Source organism: Nocardia caishijiensis NBRC 108228, from assembly GCF_001612825.1.
Classification (GTDB): Bacteria; Actinomycetota; Actinomycetes; order Mycobacteriales; family Mycobacteriaceae; genus Nocardia; species Nocardia caishijiensis.
Genome location: NZ_BDBE01000029.1, coordinates 368,696 through 394,170, shown reverse-complemented (window position 1 = coordinate 394,170; position 25,475 = coordinate 368,696). Strand labels below are relative to the sequence as shown.

25 protein-coding genes are annotated in these 25,475 nt (G+C 68.7%); 14 read left to right on the top strand and 11 right to left on the bottom strand.

Annotation, left to right across the window (positions count from 1 at the left end):
• Positions 1-134: 134 nt before the first annotated feature.
• A complete protein-coding gene (locus NC7_RS13045) occupies positions 135-1,136 on the top strand; it encodes an LppA family lipoprotein (protein WP_067982559.1) in 1,002 nt (333 codons plus the stop codon).
• Between the two features lie 10 nt (positions 1,137-1,146).
• On the opposite strand, the gene NC7_RS13040 is transcribed toward NC7_RS13045, so the two are convergent.
• Both NC7_RS13040 and NC7_RS13035 read right to left on the bottom strand, forming a co-directional pair.
• Complete coding sequence (locus NC7_RS13040) at positions 1,147-1,404, bottom strand: hypothetical protein (protein WP_067982556.1); 258 nt, start codon at positions 1,402-1,404, stop codon at positions 1,147-1,149.
• 156 nt (positions 1,405-1,560) lie between these two features.
• A complete protein-coding gene (locus NC7_RS13035) occupies positions 1,561-2,682 on the bottom strand; it encodes a citrate synthase 2 (protein ID WP_067982552.1) in 1,122 nt (373 codons plus the stop codon).
• Between the two features lie 154 nt (positions 2,683-2,836).
• Between NC7_RS13035 and pdxH the strand changes: the two genes are divergently transcribed.
• The 4 genes from pdxH to NC7_RS13015 all read left to right on the top strand — a co-directional run bounded on the left by pdxH (position 2,837) and on the right by NC7_RS13015 (position 6,883).
• Positions 2,837-3,520 carry a pyridoxamine 5'-phosphate oxidase gene (gene pdxH, locus NC7_RS13030; RefSeq protein ID WP_373861248.1) on the top strand — a complete coding sequence of 228 codons (684 nt, stop codon included), beginning with the start codon at positions 2,837-2,839 and terminating at the stop codon, positions 3,518-3,520.
• Positions 3,521-3,591: 71 nt separating this feature from the next.
• Positions 3,592-4,875: an MFS transporter gene (locus NC7_RS13025; protein ID WP_373861246.1), complete on the top strand. Its 1,284-nt coding sequence runs from the start codon at positions 3,592-3,594 to the stop codon at positions 4,873-4,875.
• Between the two features lie 295 nt (positions 4,876-5,170).
• Positions 5,171-6,484: a citrate synthase gene (locus NC7_RS13020; RefSeq protein ID WP_084458447.1), complete on the top strand. Its 1,314-nt coding sequence runs from the start codon at positions 5,171-5,173 to the stop codon at positions 6,482-6,484.
• Between the two features lie 39 nt (positions 6,485-6,523).
• On the top strand, positions 6,524-6,883 hold the full coding sequence (locus NC7_RS13015) for an FKBP-type peptidyl-prolyl cis-trans isomerase (RefSeq protein WP_067982544.1): 360 nt from the start codon (positions 6,524-6,526) through the stop codon (positions 6,881-6,883).
• Positions 6,884-6,935: 52 nt separating this feature from the next.
• On the opposite strand, the gene NC7_RS13010 is transcribed toward NC7_RS13015, so the two are convergent.
• Positions 6,936-7,508 (bottom strand): hypothetical protein, encoded by a 573-nt coding sequence (locus NC7_RS13010; protein WP_067982541.1) that lies wholly within the window; start codon positions 7,506-7,508, stop codon positions 6,936-6,938.
• Positions 7,509-7,673: 165 nt separating this feature from the next.
• Here NC7_RS13010 and NC7_RS13005 point away from each other — a divergent pair, with 165 nt between their 5' ends.
• Positions 7,674-8,297 carry a DUF8020 domain-containing protein gene (locus tag NC7_RS13005; RefSeq protein WP_067982539.1) on the top strand — a complete coding sequence of 208 codons (624 nt, stop codon included), beginning with the start codon at positions 7,674-7,676 and terminating at the stop codon, positions 8,295-8,297.
• A gap of 46 nt (positions 8,298-8,343) precedes the next feature.
• On the opposite strand, the gene NC7_RS30155 is transcribed toward NC7_RS13005, so the two are convergent.
• A complete protein-coding gene (locus NC7_RS30155) occupies positions 8,344-8,472 on the bottom strand; it encodes a hypothetical protein (RefSeq protein WP_255285053.1) in 129 nt (42 codons plus the stop codon).
• A 34-nt stretch (positions 8,473-8,506) separates the two neighbouring features.
• Positions 8,507-9,667: a YhgE/Pip domain-containing protein gene (locus NC7_RS13000; protein WP_067982536.1), complete on the bottom strand. Its 1,161-nt coding sequence runs from the start codon at positions 9,665-9,667 to the stop codon at positions 8,507-8,509.
• 237 nt (positions 9,668-9,904) lie between these two features.
• Between NC7_RS13000 and NC7_RS12995 the strand changes: the two genes are divergently transcribed.
• A complete protein-coding gene (locus NC7_RS12995) occupies positions 9,905-10,558 on the top strand; it encodes a DUF8020 domain-containing protein (RefSeq protein ID WP_067982533.1) in 654 nt (217 codons plus the stop codon).
• Between the two features lie 181 nt (positions 10,559-10,739).
• Positions 10,740-11,210, top strand: coding sequence for a hypothetical protein (locus NC7_RS12990; protein ID WP_157101971.1), 471 nt, complete (start codon positions 10,740-10,742; stop codon positions 11,208-11,210).
• Positions 11,211-11,220: 10 nt separating this feature from the next.
• Here NC7_RS12990 and NC7_RS12985 read toward each other — a convergent pair whose 3' ends face one another.
• From NC7_RS12985 to NC7_RS12975, 3 genes are all read right to left on the bottom strand, one after another.
• A complete protein-coding gene (locus NC7_RS12985) occupies positions 11,221-12,588 on the bottom strand; it encodes a sensor histidine kinase (protein WP_067982527.1) in 1,368 nt (455 codons plus the stop codon).
• The gene (locus tag NC7_RS12980) at positions 12,585-13,286 is read right to left on the bottom strand and encodes a response regulator transcription factor (RefSeq protein WP_067982524.1); all 702 of its coding nucleotides are present in this window, start codon (positions 13,284-13,286) and stop codon (positions 12,585-12,587) included. The genes NC7_RS12985 and NC7_RS12980 overlap by 4 nt, the downstream gene beginning before the upstream one ends.
• 102 nt (positions 13,287-13,388) lie before the next feature.
• Positions 13,389-15,425, bottom strand: coding sequence for an AMP-binding protein (locus NC7_RS12975; protein ID WP_067982520.1), 2,037 nt, complete (start codon positions 15,423-15,425; stop codon positions 13,389-13,391).
• 316 nt (positions 15,426-15,741) lie between these two features.
• Here NC7_RS12975 and NC7_RS12970 point away from each other — a divergent pair, with 316 nt between their 5' ends.
• The 4 genes from NC7_RS12970 to NC7_RS12955 are packed head-to-tail and all read left to right on the top strand — an operon-like array spanning position 15,742 to position 20,896.
• Complete coding sequence (locus tag NC7_RS12970; protein ID WP_084458445.1) at positions 15,742-19,521, top strand: HAMP domain-containing sensor histidine kinase; 3,780 nt, start codon at positions 15,742-15,744, stop codon at positions 19,519-19,521.
• Complete coding sequence (locus NC7_RS12965) at positions 19,518-19,931, top strand: roadblock/LC7 domain-containing protein (RefSeq protein WP_011207200.1); 414 nt, start codon at positions 19,518-19,520, stop codon at positions 19,929-19,931. The genes NC7_RS12970 and NC7_RS12965 overlap by 4 nt, the downstream gene beginning before the upstream one ends.
• Positions 19,932-19,938: 7 nt before the next feature.
• Positions 19,939-20,313: a DUF742 domain-containing protein gene (locus NC7_RS12960; protein WP_067492470.1), complete on the top strand. Its 375-nt coding sequence runs from the start codon at positions 19,939-19,941 to the stop codon at positions 20,311-20,313.
• Positions 20,294-20,896 carry a GTP-binding protein gene (locus NC7_RS12955; protein ID WP_174550224.1) on the top strand — a complete coding sequence of 201 codons (603 nt, stop codon included), beginning with the start codon at positions 20,294-20,296 and terminating at the stop codon, positions 20,894-20,896. The genes NC7_RS12960 and NC7_RS12955 overlap by 20 nt, the downstream gene beginning before the upstream one ends.
• A gap of 50 nt (positions 20,897-20,946) precedes the next feature.
• On the opposite strand, the gene NC7_RS12950 is transcribed toward NC7_RS12955, so the two are convergent.
• Positions 20,947-21,507 carry a hypothetical protein gene (locus NC7_RS12950; RefSeq protein WP_236573240.1) on the bottom strand — a complete coding sequence of 187 codons (561 nt, stop codon included), beginning with the start codon at positions 21,505-21,507 and terminating at the stop codon, positions 20,947-20,949.
• Entirely contained in the window at positions 21,504-21,761 is a 258-nt protein-coding gene (locus NC7_RS12945) for a helix-turn-helix transcriptional regulator (protein ID WP_067982515.1), read from the bottom strand. The genes NC7_RS12950 and NC7_RS12945 overlap by 4 nt, the downstream gene beginning before the upstream one ends.
• A gap of 83 nt (positions 21,762-21,844) precedes the next feature.
• Here NC7_RS12945 and NC7_RS12940 point away from each other — a divergent pair, with 83 nt between their 5' ends.
• Both NC7_RS12940 and NC7_RS12935 read left to right on the top strand, forming a co-directional pair.
• Positions 21,845-23,341 (top strand): carboxyl transferase domain-containing protein, encoded by a 1,497-nt coding sequence (locus tag NC7_RS12940; protein ID WP_174550226.1) that lies wholly within the window; start codon positions 21,845-21,847, stop codon positions 23,339-23,341.
• Positions 23,342-23,434: 93 nt separating this feature from the next.
• The gene (locus NC7_RS12935; RefSeq protein WP_067982509.1) at positions 23,435-24,289 is read left to right on the top strand and encodes an aldo/keto reductase; all 855 of its coding nucleotides are present in this window, start codon (positions 23,435-23,437) and stop codon (positions 24,287-24,289) included.
• Here the strand turns inward: NC7_RS12935 and NC7_RS12930 are convergent.
• Positions 24,270-25,385, bottom strand: coding sequence for an NAD(P)-binding domain-containing protein (locus NC7_RS12930; RefSeq protein ID WP_067982506.1), 1,116 nt, complete (start codon positions 25,383-25,385; stop codon positions 24,270-24,272). The two genes, NC7_RS12935 and NC7_RS12930, sit on opposite strands and share 20 nt — an antisense overlap.
• Positions 25,386-25,475: the final 90 nt, after the last annotated feature.

Below are 25,475 nucleotides of genomic sequence, written 5' to 3'. Positions count from 1 at the left end.
TGGTCCGAATGTCGAGAGCGGTCCGGCCTACGAGCCGAAGCCCCAGAATTCGCGGGCTGGCGACGGTCATGATGTGTTGTTCGGCGGCCTCGACGCTTGTTCTCGGCTGTGACGCGGCGCGTACTCATCCGACCGTGACCGGCCAGGAAGATACTGCCGCCGCCTTGGAGCGGCTGCGCCAGCGCCCGACCATGGAGCAGGAGTTCACCGCGATGCGATCGCTCACAACGGAAATCGCTGCGGTCGCGGCGGAGCTGCTTCCTGGGGTCGCCTTCGAATGGTCCAAGAGCGATCACCTCAGCACCGAGCAATGTTTCAAGCCGTACGACCGAACCGGTGCGGTGATGATCGGTCTCGAGAGCTACCGTTCTGTTCCGTCTGTGGATGTCCCCGACCACATATGGCGGCAGTTCACTCAGCGTGTTCGGGACATCGTTGTCCGCATCGGTGCGCTCGCCACCGAGACACCGGAGAATGGCGTCTTCTATAACGCAGCCGATGGAACAAAGGTCTCGGTGAGCAGGGACAGCGGCATCTCGATCGACACGCAGGTCGGCTGTCGGTTGTCCGCCGCGCAGCTCGACAGTCGGCCGAATCCGACCGGTCCCGAGGAAACCGTTTACGCTCAGCAGCGCCTGCTCGACCGTGGCAGCCTCGAGTCCGCAGCAACCGATATGCGGTCTGCGGTGGAGGAAATCGGTTCGGCTGCAAGCAGTTTCACTCCTCGTCCGGTCTTTGAGTGGGGATTCGCGGAGTCGTACCGACCGAACGCGTGCGGAACTCCCTACGATCGAACGGAGGGGACCATGCTGATTCTGGAGGACTACCAGATCGAATCCCGCACCGCGATCGCGGACGAAGGCTGGCAGCAGGTCGCCGATCGTGCCCGAGACGTCGCAGCTCGTTTCGGTGCGACTCCTCCCGTGGTCAGTGAGATGCCAGGGAACTACACCCAGACCTTCGTCAACTCGGAAGACGGTGCGCGGATCTCCGTGCGGAAAGATCAGCGCACGATCACTATCTCCGCACAGACCGGATGTCGGATGGCCGACGATCCGCGCCTGTACCGGTCGGCACTTCAGACCCCCACCGGCCGGGTTCCGTACTCGACGCTCGCACCTCCGCCGACCTCGTGACTTCTCCTGCTCACCGCAGGCGATCCTCGAGGGCCTCGAGGCAGGCGTCTTCGACGATGACGCCGGTGATGGCGGCGATGATCGCGGCCGTGATCGTTTTTCCTGCGGCGAGTCTGGACACGACCGCTTCCACCACGGGCCCCGCTACCTCGCACGCCTGATCGACAGCCGCGGGGCCGATGTCGTTTTCCTCGCAGGCGGGGACGGAGAAGCACACAGCCAAGGCAACGAACAGGCAGCCGACCACCTTGCGGATATGGGTCGTCATGGGTACCACCTCTCGGTTTCGCCGGTGCGTGATAAGCGCTCCGGCGGGGGTCACTTCGAGAGATGCGAGTGGAAGGTGTGCTGGTTCAAGACAAACCGGGCACCGAAAGAAGAAAAACCGGGCACCGAAAGTCGGTGCCCGGTCGGGGGAGTGGGGTCAGCCCGCGATGGCGGACCAGCCAGCGACTTCCTCCGGCGTGCGCGGACCCGGACCGGTGTAGATGGCGGCGGGACGGACGAGCTTGCCGAGCTGCTTCTGCTCGAGGATGTGGGCACACCAGCCAGCGGTGCGGCCGCAGGTGAACATGGCGGGCATCATGTGGGCGGGGACCTCGGCGAAGTCGAGGATGACCGCGGCCCAGAACTCGACGTTGGTTTCGATGGCGCGATCGGGGCGGCGCTCGCGCAGTTCGGCGAGGGCCGCCTGTTCGAGGGCGGCGGCGACTTCGTAGCGGGGGGCGGCCAGGCGCTTCGCGGTGGCGCGCAGCACGCGGGCGCGGGGGTCCTCGGCACGGTACACGCGGTGGCCGAAGCCCATCAGCTTCTCTTTGCGGTCGAGGATGCCCTTGACCAGAGCCCGTGCGTCGCCGGACTTTTCGACTTCCTCGATCATCGGGAGCACGCGGGCGGGCGCGCCACCGTGCAGCGGGCCCGACATGGCACCGATCGCGCCCGACAGGGACGCGGCCACGTCGGCGCCGGTGGAGGCGATCACGCGGGCGGTGAAGGTGGAGGCGTTCATGCCGTGCTCGGCGGCCGAGACCCAGTAGGCGTCGATCGCCTCGGTGTGGCGGGGGTCGGGGTCACCCTTCCAGCGGGTCATGAACCGCTCGGTGACGGTGGTGCACTCGTCGATCTTCTTCTGCGGCACCGCGGGCTGGTAGATACCGCGCGCCGACTGCGCCACGTACGACAGCGCCATCACCGAGGCGCGCGCGAGGTTCTCGCGGGCGGTCTCGTCGTCGATGTCGAGCAGCGGCTCGTAACCCCAGATCGGGGCGAGCATGGCCAGACCGGCCTGCACGTCGACGCGCACGTCACCGGTGTGCACGGGCAGCGGGAACGGTTCGGCGGGCGGCAGGCCGCGGCCGAACTGGCCGTCGACGAGCAGCGCCCACACATCACCGAAGGTCACCCGGTTGGCGACCAGGTCCTCGATGTCGACGCCGCGATATCGCAGGGCGCCACCGTCCTTGTCGGGCTCGGCGATGTCGGTGGTGAAGGCGACGACGCCCTCCAGTCCGCTGACGAAATCCTGGGGTACCGAGCTCGCGGTCATGGTGACTCTCCTTGCGGGGGCAGGCCGATCTTTCGCAACGATAGACCCGCAGGTACCGCGGAGTAACGTCGCCCCTATGCGTGAACTCGACCCGTCCTCGGCGGCCGCGACCGAGCCCGCCGCGCAGGCTTCCGTAACCCTGTCCGACGCCGCGATTTCCGGTGCGGTCGACCTGAGCGCGATGCGGGTGGACTACGGCGATCCGCGGGCGGTGCGCACCACCGAACCCGATCTGGACGAGTCGTGGGTGGCCGGAGGGTGGGAGCCGCTGCTGCGTCGCTGGATCGAGCAGGCGGGCACGCTCGGGGTGGCCGAACCGAACGCGATGGTGCTGGCCACCGTCTCGCTCACCGGCCCGGCGCCGCGGCCGGTCGCGCGCACGGTGCTGTGCAAGGGGCTCTCGCCCGAGGGGGTCGTCTTCTACACCAACTACGACTCGGCCAAGGGCAACCAGCTCGCCGCCGACCCGTACGCGGCCGCCACCTTCGTCTGGCCGTCGCTGGCCAGGCAGGTGCACGTGCGCGGGGTGACCGAACGGGTCGCGCCGGAGGTCACCGAGGCGTATTGGCAGGCCCGGCCGAGGGAGTCCAGGCTCGGCGCCTGGGCCTCGCAGCAGTCGCGCCCGGCCGCGACCCGCGCCGACCTCGACCGCGCCCTGGCCGAGACCACCGCCCGCTTCGCCGACGTCGACGACATCCCGGTCCCGCCGCACTGGGGTGGCTACCTGCTGCGACCCGACGAGGTGGAGTTCTGGCAGGGTCGCCACGGGCGGCTGCACAACCGGATCGTCGTCCGCCTCGACGGCGACGAGACGACGGTCGAGCGCCTGCAACCCTGACTTGTCCAGGTGGGATATCTCACCGCGCACAATCATGGGACGTTTGGTGATGACTGGCTAATCTGCGCCGAGTGAAGCTGCTCGCCGATACCCGGCCCTTGCGTAATCGCGACTATCGCAGGCTGTGGACGACCAATATCGTCACCGTCATCGGTGCGCAGTTGTCGGTGGTCGCGGTGCCGCAGCAGATCTTCCAGATCACCGGCAGTTCCGGGTACGTCGGTCTGGCCGGGCTGTTCGGGCTGGTTCCGCTGGTGGTCTTCGGGCTCTGGGGCGGCGCGCTGGCCGACGTGATGGACCGGCGCACGCTGCTCGTCATCACGACGGCGGGGACCGGAGCGACGGCGGTCGCGTTCTGGGTGCAGGCCGCGCTCGGCCTGAACAATGTGTGGCTCGTGCTCGGACTGTTCGCCACCCAGCAGGCGTTCTTCGCGGTCAACCAGCCGACGCGCGGCGCGCTGATCGCCCGGTTGTTGCCGCCGGAGCAGATCGCCGCCGCCAGTTCGCTGAGCATGACGGTGCAGAACGTCGGCATGATCGCGGGCCCGGTGCTGGCCGGTGTGCTGATCCCGGTGCTCGGCCTGCCGACGCTGTACCTGCTCGACGCGATCGCCCTGCTCGCCACCCTGTGGGCGGTGTGGCGGCTGCCTGCCTTCCCGCCGACCGGCACTCAGCGCCGGGCCGGTCTGCGCACGGTGATCGACGGTTTCCGCTACCTCACCGGCCAGCGGATCCTGCTCGCCTCCTTCGTCGTCGACATCATCGCCATGGTGTTCGGCATGCCGCGCGCCCTGTTCCCGCAGATCGCGCACGAGACGTTCCACGACCCGGCCGAGGGCGGCGTCGCGCTCGGCCTGCTGTTCGCGGCGATCTCGGCGGGCGCGGTGCTCGGTGGGGTGTTCTCCGGCTGGGTGCCCCGCGTGCGCAGGCAGGGGTTGGCGGTGATCGTGTGTATCGCCGTGTGGGGTGTGGCGATGGTCGGTTTCGGGCTCGCGGTCGCGCTGGCCGGGCACCTGTTCGGGCTCGGCGTGTGGTTGTGGATCGCGCTGGCGTTCCTGGCGCTCGGCGGCGCGGTCGACATGGTGTCGGCGGCGTTCCGCACGGCGATGCTGCTCAACGTGTCGACCGACGAGATGCGCGGTCGGCTGCAAGGGGTGTTCATCGTGGTTGTCGCCGGTGGGCCGAGGGTCGGTGATGTTGCCCACGGTTTTGCGGCCGCGAGCCTGGGTACTGCTGTTGCCGCCGCGGGTGGTGGTGTGCTCGTGGTGATCGGGGTGCTCCTCGCCGCGTTGGCCTTCCCCGCGTTCGTCCGTTACCGGGTGGCCCGCGCACATGCCGAGGCCGTCGCCGAATGACTTGAGCGACAACGCAATACGCGATCGACACCGGTGGTCGGTCGGATCGGGTCGTGACCACCGGTTCCGGCCCGGCGCCACCCCGCGCGAACCCGGATCCGCGCAGGTGGAGCACCTCACCACCGATTCGCCCCGGTGTGAGCACAGCCAAGGCCAACCCTGATTGCTCATCCACGGCCGACAAGAGTTAGCGTTACACCAAGCGCGCCGTCAGCCGAGGAGCAAACGGCGCACGGTTCGGCGCCGGGTTTCAGGGCTCGGCGAGAATCTCAACTAGCCTGAGAGGGATCCTTCCGTGCCCGCTGAGAACATCACCAACGTCACCGATGACGCCAAGGCGGTACTGCAGTACCCCGGTGGCGAGTTCCCGATCTCGGTCACCAAGGCCGCGGAGGGTAACGACGGGCTCGACTTGGGCAAGCTGCTGGCCAGCACCGGTTACGTCACCTACGACCCCGGTTTCATGAACACCGCGTCGACCAAGTCGGCCATCACCTACATCGACGGTGAAGCGGGCATCCTGCGCTACCGCGGCTACCCGATCGACCAGCTGGCGGGCCGCTCGACCTTCATCGAGGTCAGCTACCTGCTCATCTACGGCGAGCTGCCGACCCAGGCCCAGCTCGACGACTTCACCGATCGCATCCGCCGCCACACCCTGCTGCACGAGGACCTGAAGCGGTTCTTCGACGGCTTCCCGCGCAACGCGCACCCGATGCCGGTGCTGTCGTCCGCGGTGAACGCGCTGTCGGCGTACTACCAGGACTCGCTGGACCCGCGCGACCCCGAGCAGGTCGAGCTGTCCACCATCCGCCTGCTGGCCAAGCTGCCCACCATCGCGGCCTACTCGTACAAGAAGTCGGTCGGCCAGCCGTTCCTCTACCCGGACAACTCGCTGAGCCTGGTCGAGAACTTCCTGCGGATGACCTTCGGCTTCCCGGCCGAGCCCTACGAGGTCGACCCGGAGATCGCGGCCGCCCTCGACATGCTGCTGATCCTGCACGCCGACCACGAGCAGAACTGCTCCACCTCGACCGTGCGCCTCGTCGGCTCGTCCGACGCCAACCTGTTCACCTCGGTGTCCGGCGGCATCAACGCGCTGTGGGGCCCGCTGCACGGCGGCGCCAACCAGGCCGTGCTCGAGATGCTCGACGAGATCAAGGCCAACGGCGGCGACGTCAAGGAATTCATCCGCAAGGTCAAGAACAAGGAAGACGGCGTGAAGCTCATGGGCTTCGGGCACCGCGTCTACCGCAACTACGACCCGCGCGCCACCCTGGTCAAGCAGGCCGCCGACAAGATCCTGTCGAAGATCGGCGGCGACGACCAGCTGCTCGACATCGCCAAGCAGCTCGAAGAGGCCGCCCTCACCGACGACTACTTCGTCTCGCGTCGCCTGTACCCGAACGTCGACTTCTACACCGGCGTCATCTACCGGGCCATGGGCTTCCCGACCCGTATGTTCACCGTGCTGTTCGCCATGGGCCGCCTGCCCGGCTGGATCGCCCACTGGCGGGAGATGCACTCCGAGCCGCTCAAGATCGGGCGCCCGCGCCAGATCTACACCGGCTACGGTGAGCGTGACTACCGCGCGATCGACAACCGCTAGTCTCTGGACAACGCACACTATCGAAGGGGATAGCCCGCAATGACCAAGCCGGAAATCGAATTCCAGGAGGGCCCGCCGCCCTCCCAGCTCGTCATCAAGGACATCGTCGAAGGCGAGGGTGCCGAAGCGGTGCCCGGCGGGACCGTGGAGGTCCACTACGTCGGCGTCGAGTTCGAGACCGGCGAGCAGTTCGATTCCTCCTGGGACCGTGGTGAATCCATCACCTTCCCGCTGCGCGGCCTGATCCAGGGCTGGCAGGACGGTATCCCGGGGATGAAGGTCGGTGGCCGTCGTCAGCTGACCATCCCGCCGGAGCTGGCCTACGGTCCGGTCGGCTCGGGCCACCACCTGTCGGGCAAGACCCTGGTCTTCGTGATCGACCTGCTCGACGCCAACTGAGCTCAGCCCGCGCGGCCCGTGTCTCCCCAGGGAGACACGGGCCGTCGGCGTTTCACACCTTGTCGATCGCGGCGGCCAGCCAGCGGTCGTCGACCTTGCGCATGGTCAGTGCGAAGGTGGTTCGCTGCGATCGACCGTCGGGTGCGGTGCCGTTGGTCAGCCGCTGACCGACGATGGCGACGACGACGTACTCGGTGCCCGCGCCGGACCTGGACAGGCACTCCGGCTCGCCCTCGACCGTCGAGGACACCTGGGCTGTCTCCATCGCCGCCCGCAGCCCGCTCGAGCCCTCCACGAACTGGTCGTGGAATTCGCCGGTGGAACCGGCCCGCATCTGCTCGAAGTAGCCGTCCAGGTCGCTGTGGTGATAGGTCACCATCATCCGCGTGAACGCGCAGGCCGCGAGCCGGGCCGCCTCCTGGGGCAGGACTACGGGCTCGCCCGGGAGCGCCACGGGAGCGGCGGGTTCGCGCAACACGGCCACCGCGCCCGCCGAGCCGCCGATCAGGGCCGCGACGAGCACCAGGAGGCCGACGACGATCCAGCCGACACGCTGCGAGCCGCTCGGCGGGCGCACCGGTCCGGCGGGTGCGACATTGTGTGTACCAGAGCCGGTTTCGATCATCCTGCCCCCCTTTCAGCGCGTCAGCTTACGGGCTGCGGCGCCCCGTGGCGCGGCCCGGGCGGGCATCGGGGTAATGTGCGGCGGGTGTGACCGGAGCCATAGCTCCTCGTGTGTCTCGTTTCCACTGCGTTGTCCATGACAGTGACTTGAGGGAGATTCTCGATCATGTTCCACCACAAGGTTGTCCGTCACGCGCTGGCCGCCGCGCTGCCCGTCGCCGTCGCGGTGAGCGTGGTCGGTGCCGGGACGGCTTCGGCCGAAACCGATCAGGTGCGTTTCGCGCAGGGGCTGGCCAGTACCGGTGCGGGATTCAGCACCACCGTCGCCCCGGACCTGCGCACCGTCTCGGCCTCGCTCGCCGACGGACGTTTCGTGCTCGGTCCGCAGGGCGTGGTCGTCGAATCGGCCGAGGGCGAGGCGATCGGGCAGATCCCCACCTCGTTCACCACGGCGGGCGGCAACATCATCGCCCTCGCCACCGAGATCGCCGGTGACGGACGCGGTCTCACCGTCACCCCGCAGCCGACGCCCGCCGCGTCCACCGAGCTGCGGACCATCGCCACCAACCCGACCTCCCAGTTCCCCGACCCGGTCCAGAACGCCGCGGCGATCGGCGCGGGCATCGGCCTGATCGCCGCCGCCATCGTCTGCATCCCCGCCATCACCACGATGATCCTGTACCTGCCCTGCGTCGGCCTGGTCGGCCTGCCCAACGCCCTGGTCGGCGCCCTGATCGGCGCGATCGTCGGCGTAGCCGCCCCGGACGTCATCCCCCAGGTCCTGCCCTGACCCACACACCCTCGCGGCCCGGTCGATATCGACCGGGCCGCACGTCTCACCGCATCAGTTCGGCGAACGATATGTCCCCGACGGTCACATGCTCCCGCGAGATGTTCTCGGGAAGCTGACGGTACTGCTCTTCCATCATCTGATGGGGAAGCGAGTCCACGGCCTGGATCGTCATGGGCCGACCTTACCGACCGATCCCGTCGCGGCGGCTACTCGTGGACGACCTCGACAGGGTCGGTGAGGGCCAGGGCCAGGGCGGACTGCTGAGATTGGCCGCGCGGGGGGAGGGCTTCGAGGGCCTTGGCGGTCTGAGTGTTGAGGTTGCCGACGATGTTCTGGAGAGCGCCGACGCCGCCGGTGAGTTGTTCGATGGCCGAAACCAGTTGGGCACCGCCCTGTTCGGCGAGGGTTGGCAGGTCCTTGGCGAGGGCTGCACCCTGGGTGAGCTGGTCGCGGGCGCTGTTGAGACGGGCGACCACGGTGCGCAGGAGGGTGCCGAGGTCGGTGTTGGGATCGACTGCGGCACCGGTCAGTTCGCTCAGGCCCGCGAGTTGGGTGCCCGCTTGGTTCGAGACCGACTGGAGTGCTTCGAGTTTGGTGATGATGCCCGCGAGCTGGGGGTCGGTGGCGAAGGGGAGGGCTTTCAGTGGCGGCAGGATCTGGTCGAGGCCGGAGCCGATGGCGGCCGCGCTGTTCTGGACACCCGCGATGGTCACGCCGGTCGAACTGAGAGCGTCGGCGAGCTGGGTGGCCTGCATGGCCGCGCCGTCGACGGTCTGGTTCAACAACGCGATCGCCGAAGTGAGCTGTCCCGCACCTTGTTTGGCGAAGTCGAGGAAGCCGAGCAACTGCTCCGCGCCGCCGCTGAACTGGTCCGCGCCGTCGGCGGCCGCGTTCACCCCGGCGCTCAGGAGCTGGGCCGTGAACTGCACCGAGGTCATCTGATTGCGCGCCTGCGACACCGCCGCCAGCGCCGCGTCGACACCAGACGCTCCGATGCGATGGGTCACCACGTCGACCGCGCCGTTCACCGTGCCCTGGTCGGCGTTCTCGTGAGTGGTGACGGTGACCTTGGCGCGCTGCGGGGCAGGCGTGGCGAGCGTGGCCATGGCCGTGGTGAGATCGGCGGGCAGCGTGATCACCGCCGCGTAGTCGCCGGGTTCGACCTCGCCGGGTTTCGCGAGCGTCCACTCGTACCCGCCCGCCGCGGCGACCGCCTTGGCCACCCGCTCGCCGGTCGGGCCGGTGTCGGCGTTGACCAGCGCGATGCCGGTCGGCGCGGAATCCGTTGTGGCGCAAGCGGCGACGGTGGCGCCGGTGAGTACGGCGGCGGTGAGCAAGTAGAGCAGGCGGGCGCGTGTGTCGATCACGCCGTGACGGTAGCGGGCCAGTTCGGTGCGGGCCGTGGGGGTTGTCTGAGAGTTCGGTGAGGAACGCTCGTTCCCACTCATCGAGACTGTTAACCCCCGAACCGTATGTGCTGTGTCACAGTTTCGGTTTCGAAGCTGTTCTGTTCGGTACAACTCTCGAGTCAATCGACATCGAGATTTTTCGATTCGTCCGGGGGTTCGGGGGACACCGGAGGCATCGGGAGGGAGACACTTTTCATGTTCCGTCACACCATCACCCGTGCGGGTCGTCGCGCGTTCGTCGCCGCGCTGCCGCTGGCCGTCGCCACCTCGCTGGTGACCGCGGGCACCGCCGCCGCCGACGTGACCGAGCGTCAGTCGCAGATCGCGACCGGCCTGTCGAGCGTCGTCTCCGAAGGTGGTGTCGACTTCCGCAGCTCCGTCGCCCCCGACCTGCGCACCATCTCCGCGACCGTCGAGAACGGCCGCTTCGTGCTCACCCCCGACGCGCTGACCGTGGTGTCGGCCGAGGGTGTCACCGTGGGTGAGGTGCCGCTGAAGCTGAACACCGTCGACGGCAACGCCATCGCGGTCGCCTCGGTCGTCTCGGCCGACGGTAAGAGCGTGTCGATGGCCCCCGCGCTGTCGGCCGACACCAGCACCGAGCTGAAGAACATCGCCACCGACCCGGGCGCCGCCAACCACGACCCGGTCCAGAACGGTGCCGCCGCGGGCGCGACGGTCGGCGCGATCGCCGCCGCCATCCTGTGCGTCCCGGCGCTGGCCGCGTTCATCATCGGCTACGTCTTCTGCGCCATCCCCGGCGTGATCTCCACCGCCATCACCGGCGCGGTCATCGGCGCGGTCATCGGCCTGGTCATCCCGGAGGCCGTTCCGCAGGTCCTGCCCTGACGAACACCCTCGGGCGACACTGAGCCCTCGAAAGCCCCGCAGGCCACCTGGCTGCGGGGCTTTCATCTTGAAAAGGGTTGGTGCACAGCCACATTCGTGTTGCTTCTGCGTCTCCGCAGTTGTTACGCTGATCGGTTGCCGACGCGACAGAGCGGTTCGGCATCGAGTGAGATGAGAAGTAGTGAAACTTCAGTCAGTAGTGCTCAGCGGTGTCCTCCTGGGCGTGGCGGTGGCCGGTTCGATCGCCTCGGCCGGGGCTGCCCAGGCGGAGCCCGATCGGTGGACGGTCGTCGTGAATTCCGAACTCGCGCCGGGCAGGTTCTTCGAGATCCACGACCACACCGACAAGGAAGCCGCGAAGGCTGCCGCGCTGGCTGACTGCGAGCAGAGCTTCCCCGCCCCGATCAACCTGGGATCGGCCAGCCTCAACGAACCGCACTGCACGGTGCGACTGGTGTTCAACAGCGGCTACTGTGCGGTGCTGATGCGGGCCGAAGAGTCCTCGGCGGCCTCCGACATTCCGAACATCGTCTATTCGCCCGGTTTCGGCGACGACCTGCAGTGGGCGGAGCTGGACGCGCGCATCCACAATCTGGACGAGTACCCGCTGAGCTCGATGCCGCGCACGGTGTGGTCGGGCTGTCAGAGTTGAGCGGCCGGGCCTAACGCACGGGGCGAGCCGGGAGGTCGAGGACGAGGCGGGCGCCGCCGAGGGGGCTGTTCTCGAAAAAGACTCGGCCACCGTGCAGTTGGGCCTGCTGGGCGACCAGGGCCAGGCCGAGGCCCGAACCGGTCTTGCCCGCGTTGGTGCCACGGGCGAAGCGGGCGAAGATGCGTTCGCGTTCGGCTTCGGGGACTCCGGTGCCGTTGTCGTCGACCGCGATGACGACCCGACCGGTAGGGGTGCGGTGGGCGGAGACGACGGCGTGGGTGGCGCCGCCGTGGCGCACCGAGTTGGTGAGCGCGTTGTCGACGGCCAGACGCAGACCGGCAGGCAGCCCGCGGATGACCAGTTCGGCGTCGGTCTCGATGCGTACCGACAGGCCGGGGTTGTGGCGCATGGCGTCGTGCGCGGCCTGGTCACACAGGTCGGCCACGTCGGTGGCGACGTGGTCGGCCTCGGCGGTGAGGTCGCCACGAGCCAGCCGTTCGAGCGCCGAAAGGGTCGTCTCCACGCGGGTTTCGGTGCGGGCCAGGTCGTCGAGGATCTCCCGGCGCTGCTCCTCGGTGAGGTCGAGGGTGCGCAGGACCTCGAGGTCGGTGCGCATGGCGGTGAGCGGGGTGCGCAGCTCGTGCGCCGACACGGCGGCGAAATCGCGGGCCGTCTCGAGGGCGGCGGCGGTCTCGGCCTGGGCCTGATCCACGCGCGCGAGCATGGTGTTCACCGCCTCGGCCAGCTTCACCGCCTCGTCCACCCCTGAGCCGTCCACCGGTTGCGCGGGATTGTCCGGGTCGGGGAAGGCGCTGCGGGCCGAGACCTGTCGGGTGAGCTTCACGATCGGACCGACCGCGCGCCCGGCCAGCAACCAGCCGAGGGCGGCCGCCGCCGCGACGGCGATGGCGGCACCGGCGAGCACCCAGCGTTGCTGGTCGGCCGTGGCCTTGGCGGCCTCGGTGGTCGGGATGGCCAGCGACACCGTCCGTCCCGCCGGCTGGTTCTCGGTGGTGGTGAGCACCCGGTAGGGCTGGTCGTTCACCTCGACGGTCTGCGAACCGGGCACGAGATCCGGCAGCTGGGTGGAGCTGGAGGCGGTCACCTGGCCGTTGTCGCGCACGGTGAGCGCCATCGTGTTCTGCAGCCCGGTGAGATTCACGAAACCGGTGGCGAGCACCGGTTCGATCAGCACAATGCGCGAAGCGATTTCGAGTTGCTGATCTGTCTGGGTCACATTGTTGCGTTCGATCGCCTGAAATCCCGCGAACGCGGCAATGCTCACGATGACGACCGCACCTGCCGCCGCGGCCGCCGCGACCCGGGTCCGCAACGAAAACGATTGCCTGCGACGGACTTTCGGCGACCGCACGGTCATTTGGGTTCCCGCAACACGAATCCGACGCCGCGAATGGTGTGCAGAATCCTTGGCGTGTCATCTATTTCGAGTTTACGGCGGAGGTATCCGACGAACACGTCGACCACATTCGTATCGGCTATGAAATCGTAACCCCACACCAATTCCAGCAGCCGTTCACGTGTGAGTACCACACCCGCATTGCGTGCCAGGGTGGACAACAATTCGAATTCCCTTTTGGTTAGCTCGATTTCACGCCCGTGCAGCAGAGCGCGATAACCCGCCACATCCACCTGGAGCGGACCGACGGTGATCGCGCCCGGTGCGCTCTGATCGGCGGTGTCGGTACGCCTGCGCAGCAGCGCGCGGATGCGGGCGACCAGTTCGGCGAGCTCGAACGGTTTCACCAGGTAGTCGTCGGCGCCCGATTCGAGACCGGCGATGCGGTCGTCCACCGAGGCGCGGGCGCTGAGCACGCAGATGGGCACGTCGTTGCCCATGGCCCGCAGCGCCGTCACCACCCCGGCACCGTCGAGGACCGGCATGTTCATGTCGAGCACCACCGCGTCGGGCGCGTGCTCGGACACCGCGCGCAACGCGGCCCCACCGTCGCGGGCGACGAGCACCTGGAAACCCGACAGGCGCAGACCGCGCTCCACCGAGGCGAGCACGTCTTCGTCATCGTCGACGACCAGCACAGTGGCAGCACGTTCGGTCACGGTTGTGACATTAGCGGCTGGCTCTGTGGAATAGCGGCTGGCGCCGCGGTTCTCGGCGCTCGACTCCGAGAACGGAGAGGTCGACGTCGCAGTACAGGTCTCTCAGGAGGTGGGTGCCACCTGGTCGCCGTCGTGGTCGGGGCTGGTCGGCCTGCCGAGTGGGGGATTGGCGAGGATGCGGTCGGCCAGGGCGGTGAGCACGGCCGGGTCCTCGATGGTGGCGGGCGGCTCCACGTGTTCACCGGCGGTGAGCTGGCGGATGGTCTTGCGCAGGATCTTGCCCGAGCGGGTCTTGGGCAGGCCGGTGACGACGATCGCGTCGTGCAGGCTGGCGATGGCACCGATCTGCTCGCGCACCCGTTCGACCAGTTCGTCGCGCAACTGATCCGGCGCGATCTCGGCACCCTGTTTGAGCACCACGTACGCCAGCGGCAGGCTGCCCTTGAGCTCGTCGGGCACGCCGATCACCGCGCATTCGGCGACGGCCTCGTGCCCGGAGATGGCGGCTTCGATACTGCCCGCCGACAGCCGGTGCCCGGCGATGTTGATGACGTCGTCGGAGCGGCCGAGGACGTAGAGGTAGCCGTCCTCGTCGAAGTAGCCGGAGTCGCCGGTGAGGTAGTGGCCTGGGAACGCCGAGAGGTAGGAGCGCACGAACCGCTCCCGGTCGCGCCACAGCCCGGCCAGGCAGCCGGGCGGCAGTGGCAGTCCGATGACGATGTTGCCCTCGGTGCCGTTGGGCACCGGATTGCCGCTGGCATCGAGCACACGCAGCCGGTAGCCGGGCACCGGCACCCCGGCCGAACCGGATTTCACCGGCAGTTCCTGCAGGCCGAGCGGGTCGGCGCAGATGGGCCAGCCGGTCTCGGTCTGCCACCAGTGATCGACCACGGGGGTGTCGGGGTGACCGGCGAGCAGGGTGTCGCTGGCCCACTCGAAGGTGGCCGGGTCGAGTCGCTCGCCCGCGCAGAACAGGGCGCGCAGCCGGGACAGGTCGTGGCGTCGGGCGGCGGCGGCCTCCGGGTCGGCGCGGCGGATGGCCCGCAGCGCGGTCGGGGCGGTGAACAGCACGCGCACGTCGTGTTCGTCGACGATGCGCCAGAAGGCGCCCGCGTCGGGGGTGCCGACCGGTTTGCCCTCGTAGAGCACCGTGGTCGCGCCGACGAACAGCGGCGCGTAGACGATGTAGGAGTGGCCGACCACCCAGCCCACATCCGAGGACGCGAAGAACACCTGACCGGGGCCAACGTCGTAGATGTTGCGCATCGACCAGGTCAGGGCCACCGCGTGGCCGCCGTTGTCGCGGACAACGCCCTTGGGCTTTCCGGTGGTTCCCGAGGTGTAGAGGATGTAGAGCGGGTCGCACGCGTTGACGGTCACCGGTTCGGCGGGCTCGGCGGCGGCGACGGTGGCGTCCCAGTCCAGCCAGCGCGCCGCGACGGTCTGATCCGAGGACGGCAGCACGTCGGTGGCGGGCTGGGCCTGGGCGAACTCGATGGTGGGGAACTGCGGGCGCTGCTTGACCAGCACGGTGCGCACCGAGGTGGACTCGGCCAGATCGAGAGCCTGCAGCACGATCGGCGGGTACTCGATCCGGCGGCCCGGCTCGATCCCGCCCGACGCGGTGACGACAAGGACCGGCTCGGCGTCGTCGATGCGGGCGGCCAGTTCGGGCGCGGCGAACCCGCCGAACACCACCGAGTGGACCGCGCCGATGCGGGCGCACGCCAGCATGGTGATCACGGCCTCGGGGATCATCGGGAGATAGATCACCACCCGGTTACCGGCCACCACGCCGAGGTCACGCATCGCCCCGGCGGCGCGTTCCACCTCGGTGAGCAATTCCGCATACGTATAAGTCGTCGTGGAATCGGTCATGGCCGAGACATAGATCAACGCCGCCTGATCCGAACGCCCACCTTCGGCGAGAGTTCCGGCGCGCACATGTCGGTCGAGCGCGTTCACACACGTATTGAGCTTGCCGTCGGGATACCAACGGGCCGAACGTTTGTCGGCGGCGTCGAGAGTGTGTTCGGGGGCCACGTCCCACTCGATGTCACGGGCGGCGGCTGACCAGAAGTCGGCTGGATCGACCAGGCTGGTCTGATAGACCGGCCGGTACTCGTGTTCGGTGTCCAAGCCTGTGACTCCTAGCCTCGCTTCGTGCCCGCTCGATAGATCCAGATGATTGTGGCAGACTTCACGCGACACCCGAGGGGGTGCCGCGACCTTTGGTTTTGCCTGTAACGGGCTGGTCATCGAGCGGACCTCTACCGGGAGTCGGCCAAGAAGTTATTGATCCGTTAGAATCTGTTGTCACTTATTCGGGCAGTCGTAGACGCAATTTCTCGGCCAGCCGCAGTTCTCGGCCAGCACCGTCTGGCGAGCCACCATTGCGCCTGTGGAGGTTCGTGATGGCGCACGGTACGAGGCCAGTTTGGAAAGTGAGTGGGAGATGCGTGACGCCGCTAGGTCCGGCAGCAAGCGCTGGGCGCTCGGCAACTGGGACCTGCGTTGGAAGGTTACGGCCGTCTTGGCCGTGCCTCTCGCGGTCGCGGTCGGGCTCGGCGTGTCGAGGATTACCTCCGAGTTCACCGAGGCCAACCGGCTTTCGAGCATCAACGAGCAGGTAGACGCGATCCCGTCGGTCACCTCGCTCAGTGCCGTGACGGCCCGGGTGACCGGTAGCCAGACGGTGCCCGCCGGTCCGGGGGTCACCCTGGTGACCGACCAGGACCTCGTCGACCTCGACGGTGCCATCGCCAACGGCGAGGCCGAGCTCGGTCGACTCGTCGACCTGCCGAAGGCCCACGCCGCGCTCGAGCGGATGATCGCCCAGGCCAAGAACGTGCGGGCACAGGGCAAGGGGCTCACCGCCTCGCCTGATACCGCGCTCGCCTCGGTCGAGCAGATGCGCAAGGACAGTGTCGCGATCGTCGAAACGACGATCGCCCAGGTGAGCAACCCGGTCATGGACACGGCCAAACTGCGCCTCGTCGACTCGCTCAACACCCGTTCGGTCCTCGTCGACCAGCTGGCCGCGATCTCGGAGATGCTGCGCGGATCACCCGCGGGTCCGCAGAACTACCTCACCGGTGTCGCCACCGAGCGTCACCTGCTCGACGTGCTCGCCAACCGCTTCCCCGACGGCGACCAGGTGCTCGCCGACCTGAAGACGCAGGCCGACATCCGCCAGAACCTGGTGAACGGGCCCGACGTGGCCGCGGGCAAGTTGCCCGTCGGTGAGATGCGTACCTCGCTGGTCACCAGCCTCGTGGCCTACGAAACCGTCGTCGACGAGTCGACCAAGGCCATCGAGACCTCGATGGACGAGCTCACCACCTCCGCCGCCACCGGCGCCTGGACCTACACCGCGGTCGTCATCGCGACCATCCTCGCCGCGCTGTTGCTCGCCGTGTTCGTCGCCCGCTCGATGATCGTGCCGCTGCACCGCCTGCGCCTGGCCGCGCTGCGCGTCGCCGAGTCCGACCTGCCCCACGAGGTCGCCCAGCTCCGTAACGGCGCGGCCCCCGAGGACGTCCCGCTCGAGCCGATGCCGGTGCGTTCCGACGAGGAGATCGGTCAGCTGGCTCGCGCCGTCGACGACATCCACGGTCAGGCGCTGCGCCTGGCCAGCGATCAGGCGCAGATGCGTTCGCAGGTCAACGACATGTTCGAGACGCTGGCGCGGCGGTCCAAGTCGCTCGTCGACCATCAGCTCACCCTCATCGAGGCGATGGAGTACGACGAGAAGGACCCGCGCCTGCTCGAGAACCTCTTCCGCCTCGACCACCTCGCCGCCCGTATGCGCCGTAACGGTGACAACCTGCTGATCCTCGCCGGTACCAAGCAGCGGCGCTCCAAGTCGGCCCCGGTCGAGATCGCCGACGTGCTGCGCGCCGCGATCTCCGAGGTCGAGGACTACGAGCGCGTCAAGCTGGGTGCCACCCCGCGTGGTTCGCTCGTCGAACCGGCGGCCTCCGACCTGGCCCACCTGTTCGCCGAGTTGCTCGACAACGCGCTGCGGGCCTCCCCGCCGGAGACCGACGTCAAGTTCACTTTCGCCCAGGCGCACGACCAGGGTCTGCTGATCGAGGTCGCCGACCGAGGCATCGGTATGCCGCCCGCGGAGATGACCGACATCAACCGCAGGCTCGAGCAGGCCGCCGAGCCCGGTCCCGACACCGCCCGCCACATGGGTTTGTTCGTGGTCGGCCGACTCGCCGAACGCCACGGTCTCACCGTTCGCCTCCGGCCGACGTTCGACACCGCCCGCGACCCGGGCGTCACCGTCACCGTGCACGTCCCGGTCGGCCTGATCGTCTCGGGTGCCGGTGGCGCGGTCGTGCCGCCGAACCAGCTGCAGAAGCAGCAGCAACCGCCGCAGCCGCAGAAGCCGCAGCCGCAGGCGCCGCAGCAGCCGAGCACCATGCAGACGCGCGCGATCACCCGTACTCCGGGTGGCAACATGATGGTCACCGTCGACCCGGGAGTGAGCGGCCCCGCGCCCGGCCCCGGTGGGTTGCCACAGCGTCAGCCGGGCAATGCCATGGCCCAGTCGCAGGACGGGAACGACCAGTCCACCTCGCTGCGACCGGCCACTCCCGGTCAGGGCAATGTGCCGCAACGCGGCAAGCTGGCCGCGGCCAATCTGCCCAAGCGCAACCTGGCGGCCGGTGGTCCCGGTGCGCCGCAGCGGCCGCAGCCGCCGCAACCCCCGCAGGCCAAGCCTGGTGAGGCCAAGCCCGCGCCGACCTCCGGTGGTCTGCCGCAGCGTCAGCCGGGCGCCAACGGCGCGCCCGCCCGGGAGCAGGGTCAGCCGCCGCGCGACGCGGCACCCACGCGCGAGGGCGGTCTGCCACAGCGTTCGCCCGGCGCCAACGGTGCCCCACCGGCCGGTCAGCCGCCGCGTGACCCGTCGAACCGCGCGCCCCAGCGCGATCAGACCGGCGGTCTCCCGCAGCGTGATCCGGCTGCCGGTGCCCCCTCGGGTGGTCTGCCACAGCGCGCCCCCTCTGGTGGTCTCCCGCCGCGCGAGCCGTCCAACGGTCTGCCACAGCGTGAGCCGACCGGCGGTCTCCCGCAGCGTGAGCCGACCGGCGGTCTGCCGCAGCGTGAGCCGAGCGGCGGTCTCCCGCAACGTGAGCCGAGCGGCGGTCTCCCGCAACGTGAGCCGACCGGTGGTCTGCCGCAGCGCGAGTCGACCGGTGGTCTGCCCCAGCGCGCGCAGAACAACCCGCCGACCGGTCTCCCGCAGCGCGGTGCCCCCGCCCCGCAGCGTGATTCCGAGCCACTGCGGCGCGACCAGGCGACAGGGCTGCCGCAGCGTGGCGGTCCGGGGCCACAGCGTGAGTCCGAGCCGGTGCAGCGTGATCCGTCGACCGGTCTGCCGCAGCGCGGTGGTGGCCTACCCCAGCGCGAGCCGACCCCGCGTCTGCCGCATCGGGAGCAATCCGGCGGTCTGCCGCGCCTGGACAACCCGTCCGGTGGTCTGCCGCAACGGGATCCGGCCAACGGGCTGCCGCAGCGCAACCCCGCCGGTGGCCTGCCGCAGCGCGCCCCGTCGGAAACGCCCGCCGCCCAGCGGGATCCGGCCGACGGTGGTCTGCCCCAGCGCGCACCCGGCCTCCCGCAGCGCGGTGACGCCGCGCCGGAGCGCCCGCTCGGACCGAATGGGCTGCCCCAGCGTGCTCCCGGCGCTACTGTGGTACCGCAGGCGAACGCCGGGCCGGGAGTGGCTCTGCCGCAACGGGATCGGGATCCTGCGGAGCCGGGGAACGCTGCGTCGGCAGGGCGTGATCCGGGACGGCACAGCTACCGGTCGAATCCGGCCAAGGCCGCGTCGTTCTTCCAGACCAGGTTGCAGCCGGCACCCGAGGGCGATTCCGTGATGGGCGGAACGCCGATCTTCGCGGAGATGATGTCGGCATGGCTGACGGACGAGAATTCCGACCGGTCCCAGCTGGCCGCCGCCTTCGAATCACCCGGTGACGAAGGTTGGCAAGCCGCGCAACGGGCCGCCGAGGCGCAGTCCGAAGCCCGCACGGCCGCCGGCTTGCCACAGCGCAATCCAGGCGGAAGGCTCGTGCCGGGTGGCGTCACCGGAAACGCCGACCGCACACCGAAGCGCGACCCCGAAACCATCAGGTCCAGCTTGAGTCGTCACCAGCAGGGCGTCCGGGATGGCCGCGCAATGAAGGCAATGAACCTAACCGGAGATAAAGGAGACCGATGAACCCCGATCTAGGTGGTACGAACCGTCAGCTGGATTGGCTGGTTTCGAACTTCGCCAACGAGGTTCCTGGCGTAGCCCATGCCGTCCTTGTCTCGGCCGACGGCCTGCTGATGGCCGCGAGTGCCCAGCTACCGGTCGACCGCGCGGAGCAGCTCTCGGCTGTCACCGCCGGTCTGGCCAGCCTGTCCGTCGGCGTGTCCAATCTGTTCGAAGGCGGTACGGTACTGCAGTCCGTCGTCGAGATGGAGCACGGTTACCTACTGCTCATGGCAGTGGGCGACGGCTCCTATCTCGCGGTCCTGACCAACACCTCGTGTGACATCGGTCAGGTCGGTTACGAGATGGCTCTGTTGGTCGAGCGCGTGGGCCAGACCGTCCAGGCCACGCCACGCGTCACGATGGGTTCCTGATGGTGGGATGGACATAGACGATCACCGCATGGGAAGCGCCGAGCCAAGCCTCGTTCGCCCGTACTCGTTGACTTCCGGCCGCACGCGGCCGGCGGTCGAGTTGGCGTTGGAGGCTCTCGTTGCCTCGCATCCGGTCGCCATGGAGCGGCAGTTCGAACTGAACAACCTCGAAACGTCCATCGTGGAGTTGTGCAGACAATCGCCGTCCGTCGCCGAGATAGCCGCCCAGTTGCGTATCCCCATCGGGGTTGCGAGGGTACTGGTGGCCGACCTCATCGAGGCAGGCCATGTCCGGGTCTCGGCGACTTTGAAAGACGATTCCAGCGACGATGAACGTCGCGAGCTGATCGAAAGGGTTCTCAGTGGACTCCGGCGTATTTGATTCGACGGCGCAGGTCGACACCCGCACGAGCAAGCCGACTTCGGCGAAGATCGTTGTTGCCGGTGGCTTCGGTGTCGGTAAGACCACGTTGGTCGGTGCGGTGTCGGAGATCGTTCCGCTGCGCACCGAGGCGTTGGTGACCAATGCCAGCGCCGGAATCGACAACCTCACCGGCATTCCGCAGAAGTCGACCACCACGGTGGCCATGGACTTCGGCCGGATCAGCCTCGCCGACGACCTGGTCCTGTACCTGTTCGGTACGCCGGGCCAGTACCGGTTCTGGTTCATGTGGGACGACCTCATCCGCGGCGCCATCGGTGCCGTGGTGCTGGTCGACACCCGCAGGCTGGAGGACAGCTTCGCGGCCGTCGACTACTTCGAGGCCCGTGGCCTGCCGTTCCTGGTGGCGCTCAACGAGTTCGACGACGCACCGAAGTACCCCCTCGAGGATATCCGCCAGGCTCTCGCGGTCCCCGCGGATGTGCCGATCATGTCGATCGACGCCCGCCGCCGCGAACCGGCCAAGCAGGCGCTGGTCTCGCTCACCGAGTACGCGCTGCGCAAGGTGATGCAGGGCTACTGATCGGCGGAGGTGGGGCTGCGTCGATGAAGGCCGCAGCCCCGTGTCACCCGTCAGGGTTCCGGTTCGGGGTCGGGACGGGTCCAGCCGATGATCATCGCGGGCGCGCAACCGCCCGCCATGACGGCTGCCAGCACCATCAGTCCGCCCGCGTAGGCGGTGCGGTACGCATCGGCTCCTGGGTCGATGGCGCTTGTCCAGATCAGGAAGAACAGGCCGGGCATGGTCAGTGACTGGGTGAGCGCGAGGCCGACCGAGCGGGCCTTGTTGCGCTCGGCGATCTCCCACTCGTCGAGCATCTGTTCCGGCGCGTGATCCTGTCCGCCGCTGGCGATCCGGAGCATGGTCCAGGTCGGCAGGAACAACAGCAGCGATACCATCGCGACGGCGATCGGCACGACCTGCAGGTCGAACGCGCACAGCACGCCCGCGACCGCCAGCCCGACGAGGGCGACCGTCACTCCGATCACCAGCAGTCGCCGACGTCGCTGCGGCCGCCAGCTTTTCAGCATGCCCGCGGTGCGCTGTTCCTGCACGAGCCAGCGCCGTACCCGGTAGTCCTGATAGCGGTCGATCAAACCGGTCGTGCTGGTCATGACGTGCCTTTCGTTCATGGATACACCTCGGCCGACAGCGGGCCGAATTCCGTGCGGGAGAAGACCGCCTCCACCGGCAGCGCGAACACATCGCAGATGCGCAGGGCCAGGTCGAGGCTCGGGTAGTGGTCGCCGCGCTCGAGCGCGCCGATCGTCTGGACGTTGACATTCACCGCGTCGGCCAGGGCCGCCCGGCTCATCCGCTGTTCGGCGCGCAGCACCGCGATGCGGTTGTAGATCGGGAGGGTTTCCCCTCGTCTGACTGGGCTCACACAACATAGTGTTGTGAAAACACAACAAAGTGTCAAGACAATCCGCGATACCGAGATCCGCCGGTTACGCTCTGCACGTGCAGATGTCGGCCGATGAGGTGATCACGCGACTGCTCGACAGGGACTCGTTCGTGAGCTGGGACCGGCCACCGCTGCGGCGCGCGGTGTCGCCGCGCTACCGGCAGGAGCTCGTCGACGCGGGCCGCCGCGCGGGCACCGACGAATCGGTACTCACCGGCGAGGGCCTGCTCCGCGGGCGGCGAGTGGCGGTGATCGCCTGCGAATTCGGGTTTCTCGCCGGGTCGATCGGCGTGGCCGCGGCCGAGCGGATCGTCGAGGCGGTGGAGCGCGCGACCGAACTCGGGCTGCCGCTGATCGCCTCGCCGACTTCCGGTGGCACCCGGATGCAGGAGGGCACAGTCGCTTTCGTGCAGATGGTGAAGATCGCCGGTGCGGTCGCCGTGCACAAGTCGGCGGGGCTTCCGTACCTGGTGTACCTGCGCAACCCGACGATGGGTGGGGTGTTCGCGTCGTGGGGTTCGCTGGGGCACATCACCTTCGCCCAGCCGGGCGCCCTCATCGGATTCCTCGGTCCGCGCGTGTACGAAGCGTTGTACGGCAGGCCCTTTCCGCCCGATGTGCAGACCGCCGAGAACCTCTACCGCAACGGCGTCATCGACGGGGTGGTGCCGGTCGAGGTGTTTCGCCGGATCGCCCATCGTGCGCTGAGTGTGTGTGCCGGACAGCTGCTTCCGTTGTCGGCCGAGCCGGGTTGGGCAGCGCCGGTTCGCAATCCGGGGATACCGGCGAATCCTGTGGCGACAGCGTGGGATTCGGTGCTCAGTACGCGGCGTCCCGGTCGGCCGGGCATTCGTGACCTGCTTCGCCATGTCACCCAACGGGTTCCGCTCTCGGGCACCGGGCAGGGCGAGACCGATCGCACCGTCCTGCTCGCGCTCGCCCGGTTCGGCGGCCGACCGTGCGTGGTGTTCGGTCACGACCGATCCGGGTGGCTGGAGGAGCAGACGATGAGCCCGGCCGCGCTGCGCGAGGCCCGCCGGGCGATGGCGCTGGCGGGGGAGTTGCGGCTGCCGCTGGTGTTGGTGATCGATACCGTCGGTGCCGCCCTGTCCAAGGAGGCCGAGGAGCGTGGCCTCGCGGGTGAGATCGCGCGCTGCCTGGCCGACCTGGTCACCCTCGACACCCCGACCGTCTCCGTGCTGCTCGGTCAGGGCACCGGCGGCGGCGCCCTCGCCCTGCTCCCGGCCGACCGGGTGCTCGCCGCCCGGCACGGCTGGCTGGCCCCGCTGCCGCCGGAAGGCGCGAGCGCCATTGTCTTCCGCGACACCGAGCACGCGCCGGAACTCGCTGCCGCCCAGCGCATCCGCTCCGCCGACCTGCTCGCGGACGGCGTGGTCGACCGGATCGTCGAGGAGTACCCCGACGCGGCGGACGAACCGGTGGGGTTCGCGCGGCGCGTCGTCCTGGCCATCGCCGAGGAACTGGCCGCGCTGCGCGACCGATCACCGGAGGACCTGCGCGCACTGCGCCTGGCGCGCTACCGCCGCATCGGCCGGTGACGAAACCGACCTCCGCCCCGGTTCGCACACCTGGGGAAACACGCGACGGCGTGTCGTTGACGCCACCGGCAACCACTTCTACCCTTCGGTAGGGTGACCTTCCGCAGCGAAAGCAGCCCTGTTCCCACCATCGTGCTCAACGACGGGAACGTCATACCACAGCTCGGTTTCGGTGTGTTCCAGGTGCCCGAGGAAGACGTCACCACCGTGGTCGCCGAGGCGCTGAAGGTCGGCTACCGCAGTATCGACACGGCCGCGATCTACGGAAACGAGGAAGGCGTAGGTCGCGCGATCCGTGCCTCGGGTATTCCCCGCGACGAGATCTATGTGACAACCAAGCTGTGGAACGCCGATCAGGGCTACGACAGCACGCTGCGGGCCTTCGACACCAGCATGCGGCGACTCGGCCTGGACTATCTCGACCTGTACCTGATCCACTGGCCGATGCCGAAGGCCGGTCGTTTCGTCGACACGTTCCGCGCGCTGCAGGCATTGAAGTCGCAGGGCCGGGTGAAATCCATCGGCGTCTCGAACTTCCGGATCCCCGATCTGGAGCAGGTGATCGCCGAGACCGGCGAGATCCCCACCGTGAACCAGATCGAGCTGCATCCCACCCTCGCCCAGCCCGAACTGCGCACCTTCCATGCGAACAACGCCATCGCCACCGAGGCGTGGAGCCCGCTCGGGCAGGGCACGCTGCTGGACAACCCCACCATCGTGAGCCTGGCCAAGGAGCTCGATCGCACGCCCGCGCAAGTCATCATCCGGTGGCACCTGCAACTGGGCAATATCGTCATCCCGAAGTCGGTGACGCCCTCGCGCATCGCCGAGAACTTCGACGTGTTCACCTTCGAACTCGACGCCGACGCGATGGCAGCGATCAACCGCCTCGATCAGGGCACCCGGGTCGGCCCCGATCCGGCGACCTTCAGCGCTGGTCTGGACTGATCCCCAGGTAGTCGCTCAACTCCCGGGCGGCCGCGCGGCCTGCCCGGTTGGCGCCGATCGTGCTGGCCGACGGCCCGTAGCCGATCAGGTGTACGCGGGGGTCGACCGCGACCTGGGTGGCCAGACGGCCGGTCATCGTGATGCCGCCGCCGGGTCCGCGCAGTCGCAGCGGGGCCAGATGGTCGAGGGAACTGCGGAAACCGGTCGCCCACAGGATCACGTCGGCGGGCTGGAAAGTGCCGTCGGACCAGCGCACACCGGTCGGCTCGATCCGTTCGAACATGGGCAGCCGGTCGAGTACGCCTCGGTCGCGGGCGCCGCGCAGCCGGTCGTCGAGCGGCAGCCCGGTCAGCGACACCACCGAGCCCGGCGGCAGACCGCGGCGCACGCGGTCCTCCACCGCGGCCACCGCCGCGCGCCCGTCCGCTTCGGTGAACGGTGTCTCGCGCCAGCGCGGCTCGGTCCTGGTCACCCAGGTCGTCGAGGTGACCCGGGAGATCTCGTCGAGCAACTGCACCGCCGAGATTCCGCCGCCGACGACGATCACGTGCTTGCCCGCGAATTCGTCGGGACTGCGGTAGTCGCGGGTGTGCAGCTGACGTCCGGCGAAGCCGTCGGCGCCCGGATAGCGCGGGATGAACGGGTGTTCCCACGTGCCGGTGCCGTTGATCAGCCCGCGCGTGCGCAGTGTTGCGGCGCTGTCGGTCTCGACCTGCAGCACTTCGCCGCGTCCGGCGCAGCTCTGTCCGTCGGCGGTCCGGTCGCAGACCACCCGCACCGAGACCTGACGGCGAACCCGCAGGTCGAATCGCTTCTCGTAGAGCTCGTAGTAGTGCGGAACGGCGGTCGCGGCCGGTGCCGAGGACGAACCGGGCGGCAGGGTCTCGGCGAACGACATGCCGGGCAGGTCGTGCACCCGGTTCACCGTGGTCAAGGTGAGCGAGGGCCAGCGGAACTGCCAGGCCCCGCCCGGACCCGGCGCGTGGTCGACGATGACGAAGTCGCGTTCGGGAACCAAACCCAGTCGTCGCAGGTGGTAGCCCGCCGACAGCCCGGCCTGGCCCGCGCCGATCACCACGATGTCGAAGGTTCCCACAGTCGCCGATGGTATGCCTTACCGGGCGCCGACCGCTGACTGTGGCAGAGTGAAGACAACCACGTGATCCGGTACTTCTGTGGAGGAATT

Coding starts and splice junctions, on each gene's coding strand:
- NC7_RS13040 (WP_067982556.1), bottom strand. CDS start 1,404: ATGACGACCCATATCCGCAAGGTGGTCGGCTGCCTGTTCGTTGCCTTG.
- NC7_RS13035 (WP_067982552.1), bottom strand. CDS start 2,682: ATGACCGCGAGCTCGGTACCCCAGGATTTCGTCAGCGGACTGGAGGGC.
- NC7_RS13015 (WP_067982544.1), top strand. CDS start 6,524: ATGACCAAGCCGGAAATCGAATTCCAGGAGGGCCCGCCGCCCTCCCAG.
- NC7_RS13010 (WP_067982541.1), bottom strand. CDS start 7,508: ATGATCGAAACCGGCTCTGGTACACACAATGTCGCACCCGCCGGACCG.
- NC7_RS13005 (WP_067982539.1), top strand. CDS start 7,674: ATGTTCCACCACAAGGTTGTCCGTCACGCGCTGGCCGCCGCGCTGCCC.
- NC7_RS30155 (WP_255285053.1), bottom strand. CDS start 8,472: ATGACGATCCAGGCCGTGGACTCGCTTCCCCATCAGATGATGGAAGAG.
- NC7_RS12995 (WP_067982533.1), top strand. CDS start 9,905: ATGTTCCGTCACACCATCACCCGTGCGGGTCGTCGCGCGTTCGTCGCC.
- NC7_RS12985 (WP_067982527.1), bottom strand. CDS start 12,588: ATGACCGTGCGGTCGCCGAAAGTCCGTCGCAGGCAATCGTTTTCGTTG.
- NC7_RS12970 (WP_084458445.1), top strand. CDS start 15,742: ATGCGTGACGCCGCTAGGTCCGGCAGCAAGCGCTGGGCGCTCGGCAAC.
- NC7_RS12965 (WP_011207200.1), top strand. CDS start 19,518: ATGAACCCCGATCTAGGTGGTACGAACCGTCAGCTGGATTGGCTGGTT.
- NC7_RS12960 (WP_067492470.1), top strand. CDS start 19,939: ATGGACATAGACGATCACCGCATGGGAAGCGCCGAGCCAAGCCTCGTT.
- NC7_RS12950 (WP_236573240.1), bottom strand. CDS start 21,507: ATGAACGAAAGGCACGTCATGACCAGCACGACCGGTTTGATCGACCGC.
- NC7_RS12940 (WP_174550226.1), top strand. CDS start 21,845: ATGTCGGCCGATGAGGTGATCACGCGACTGCTCGACAGGGACTCGTTC.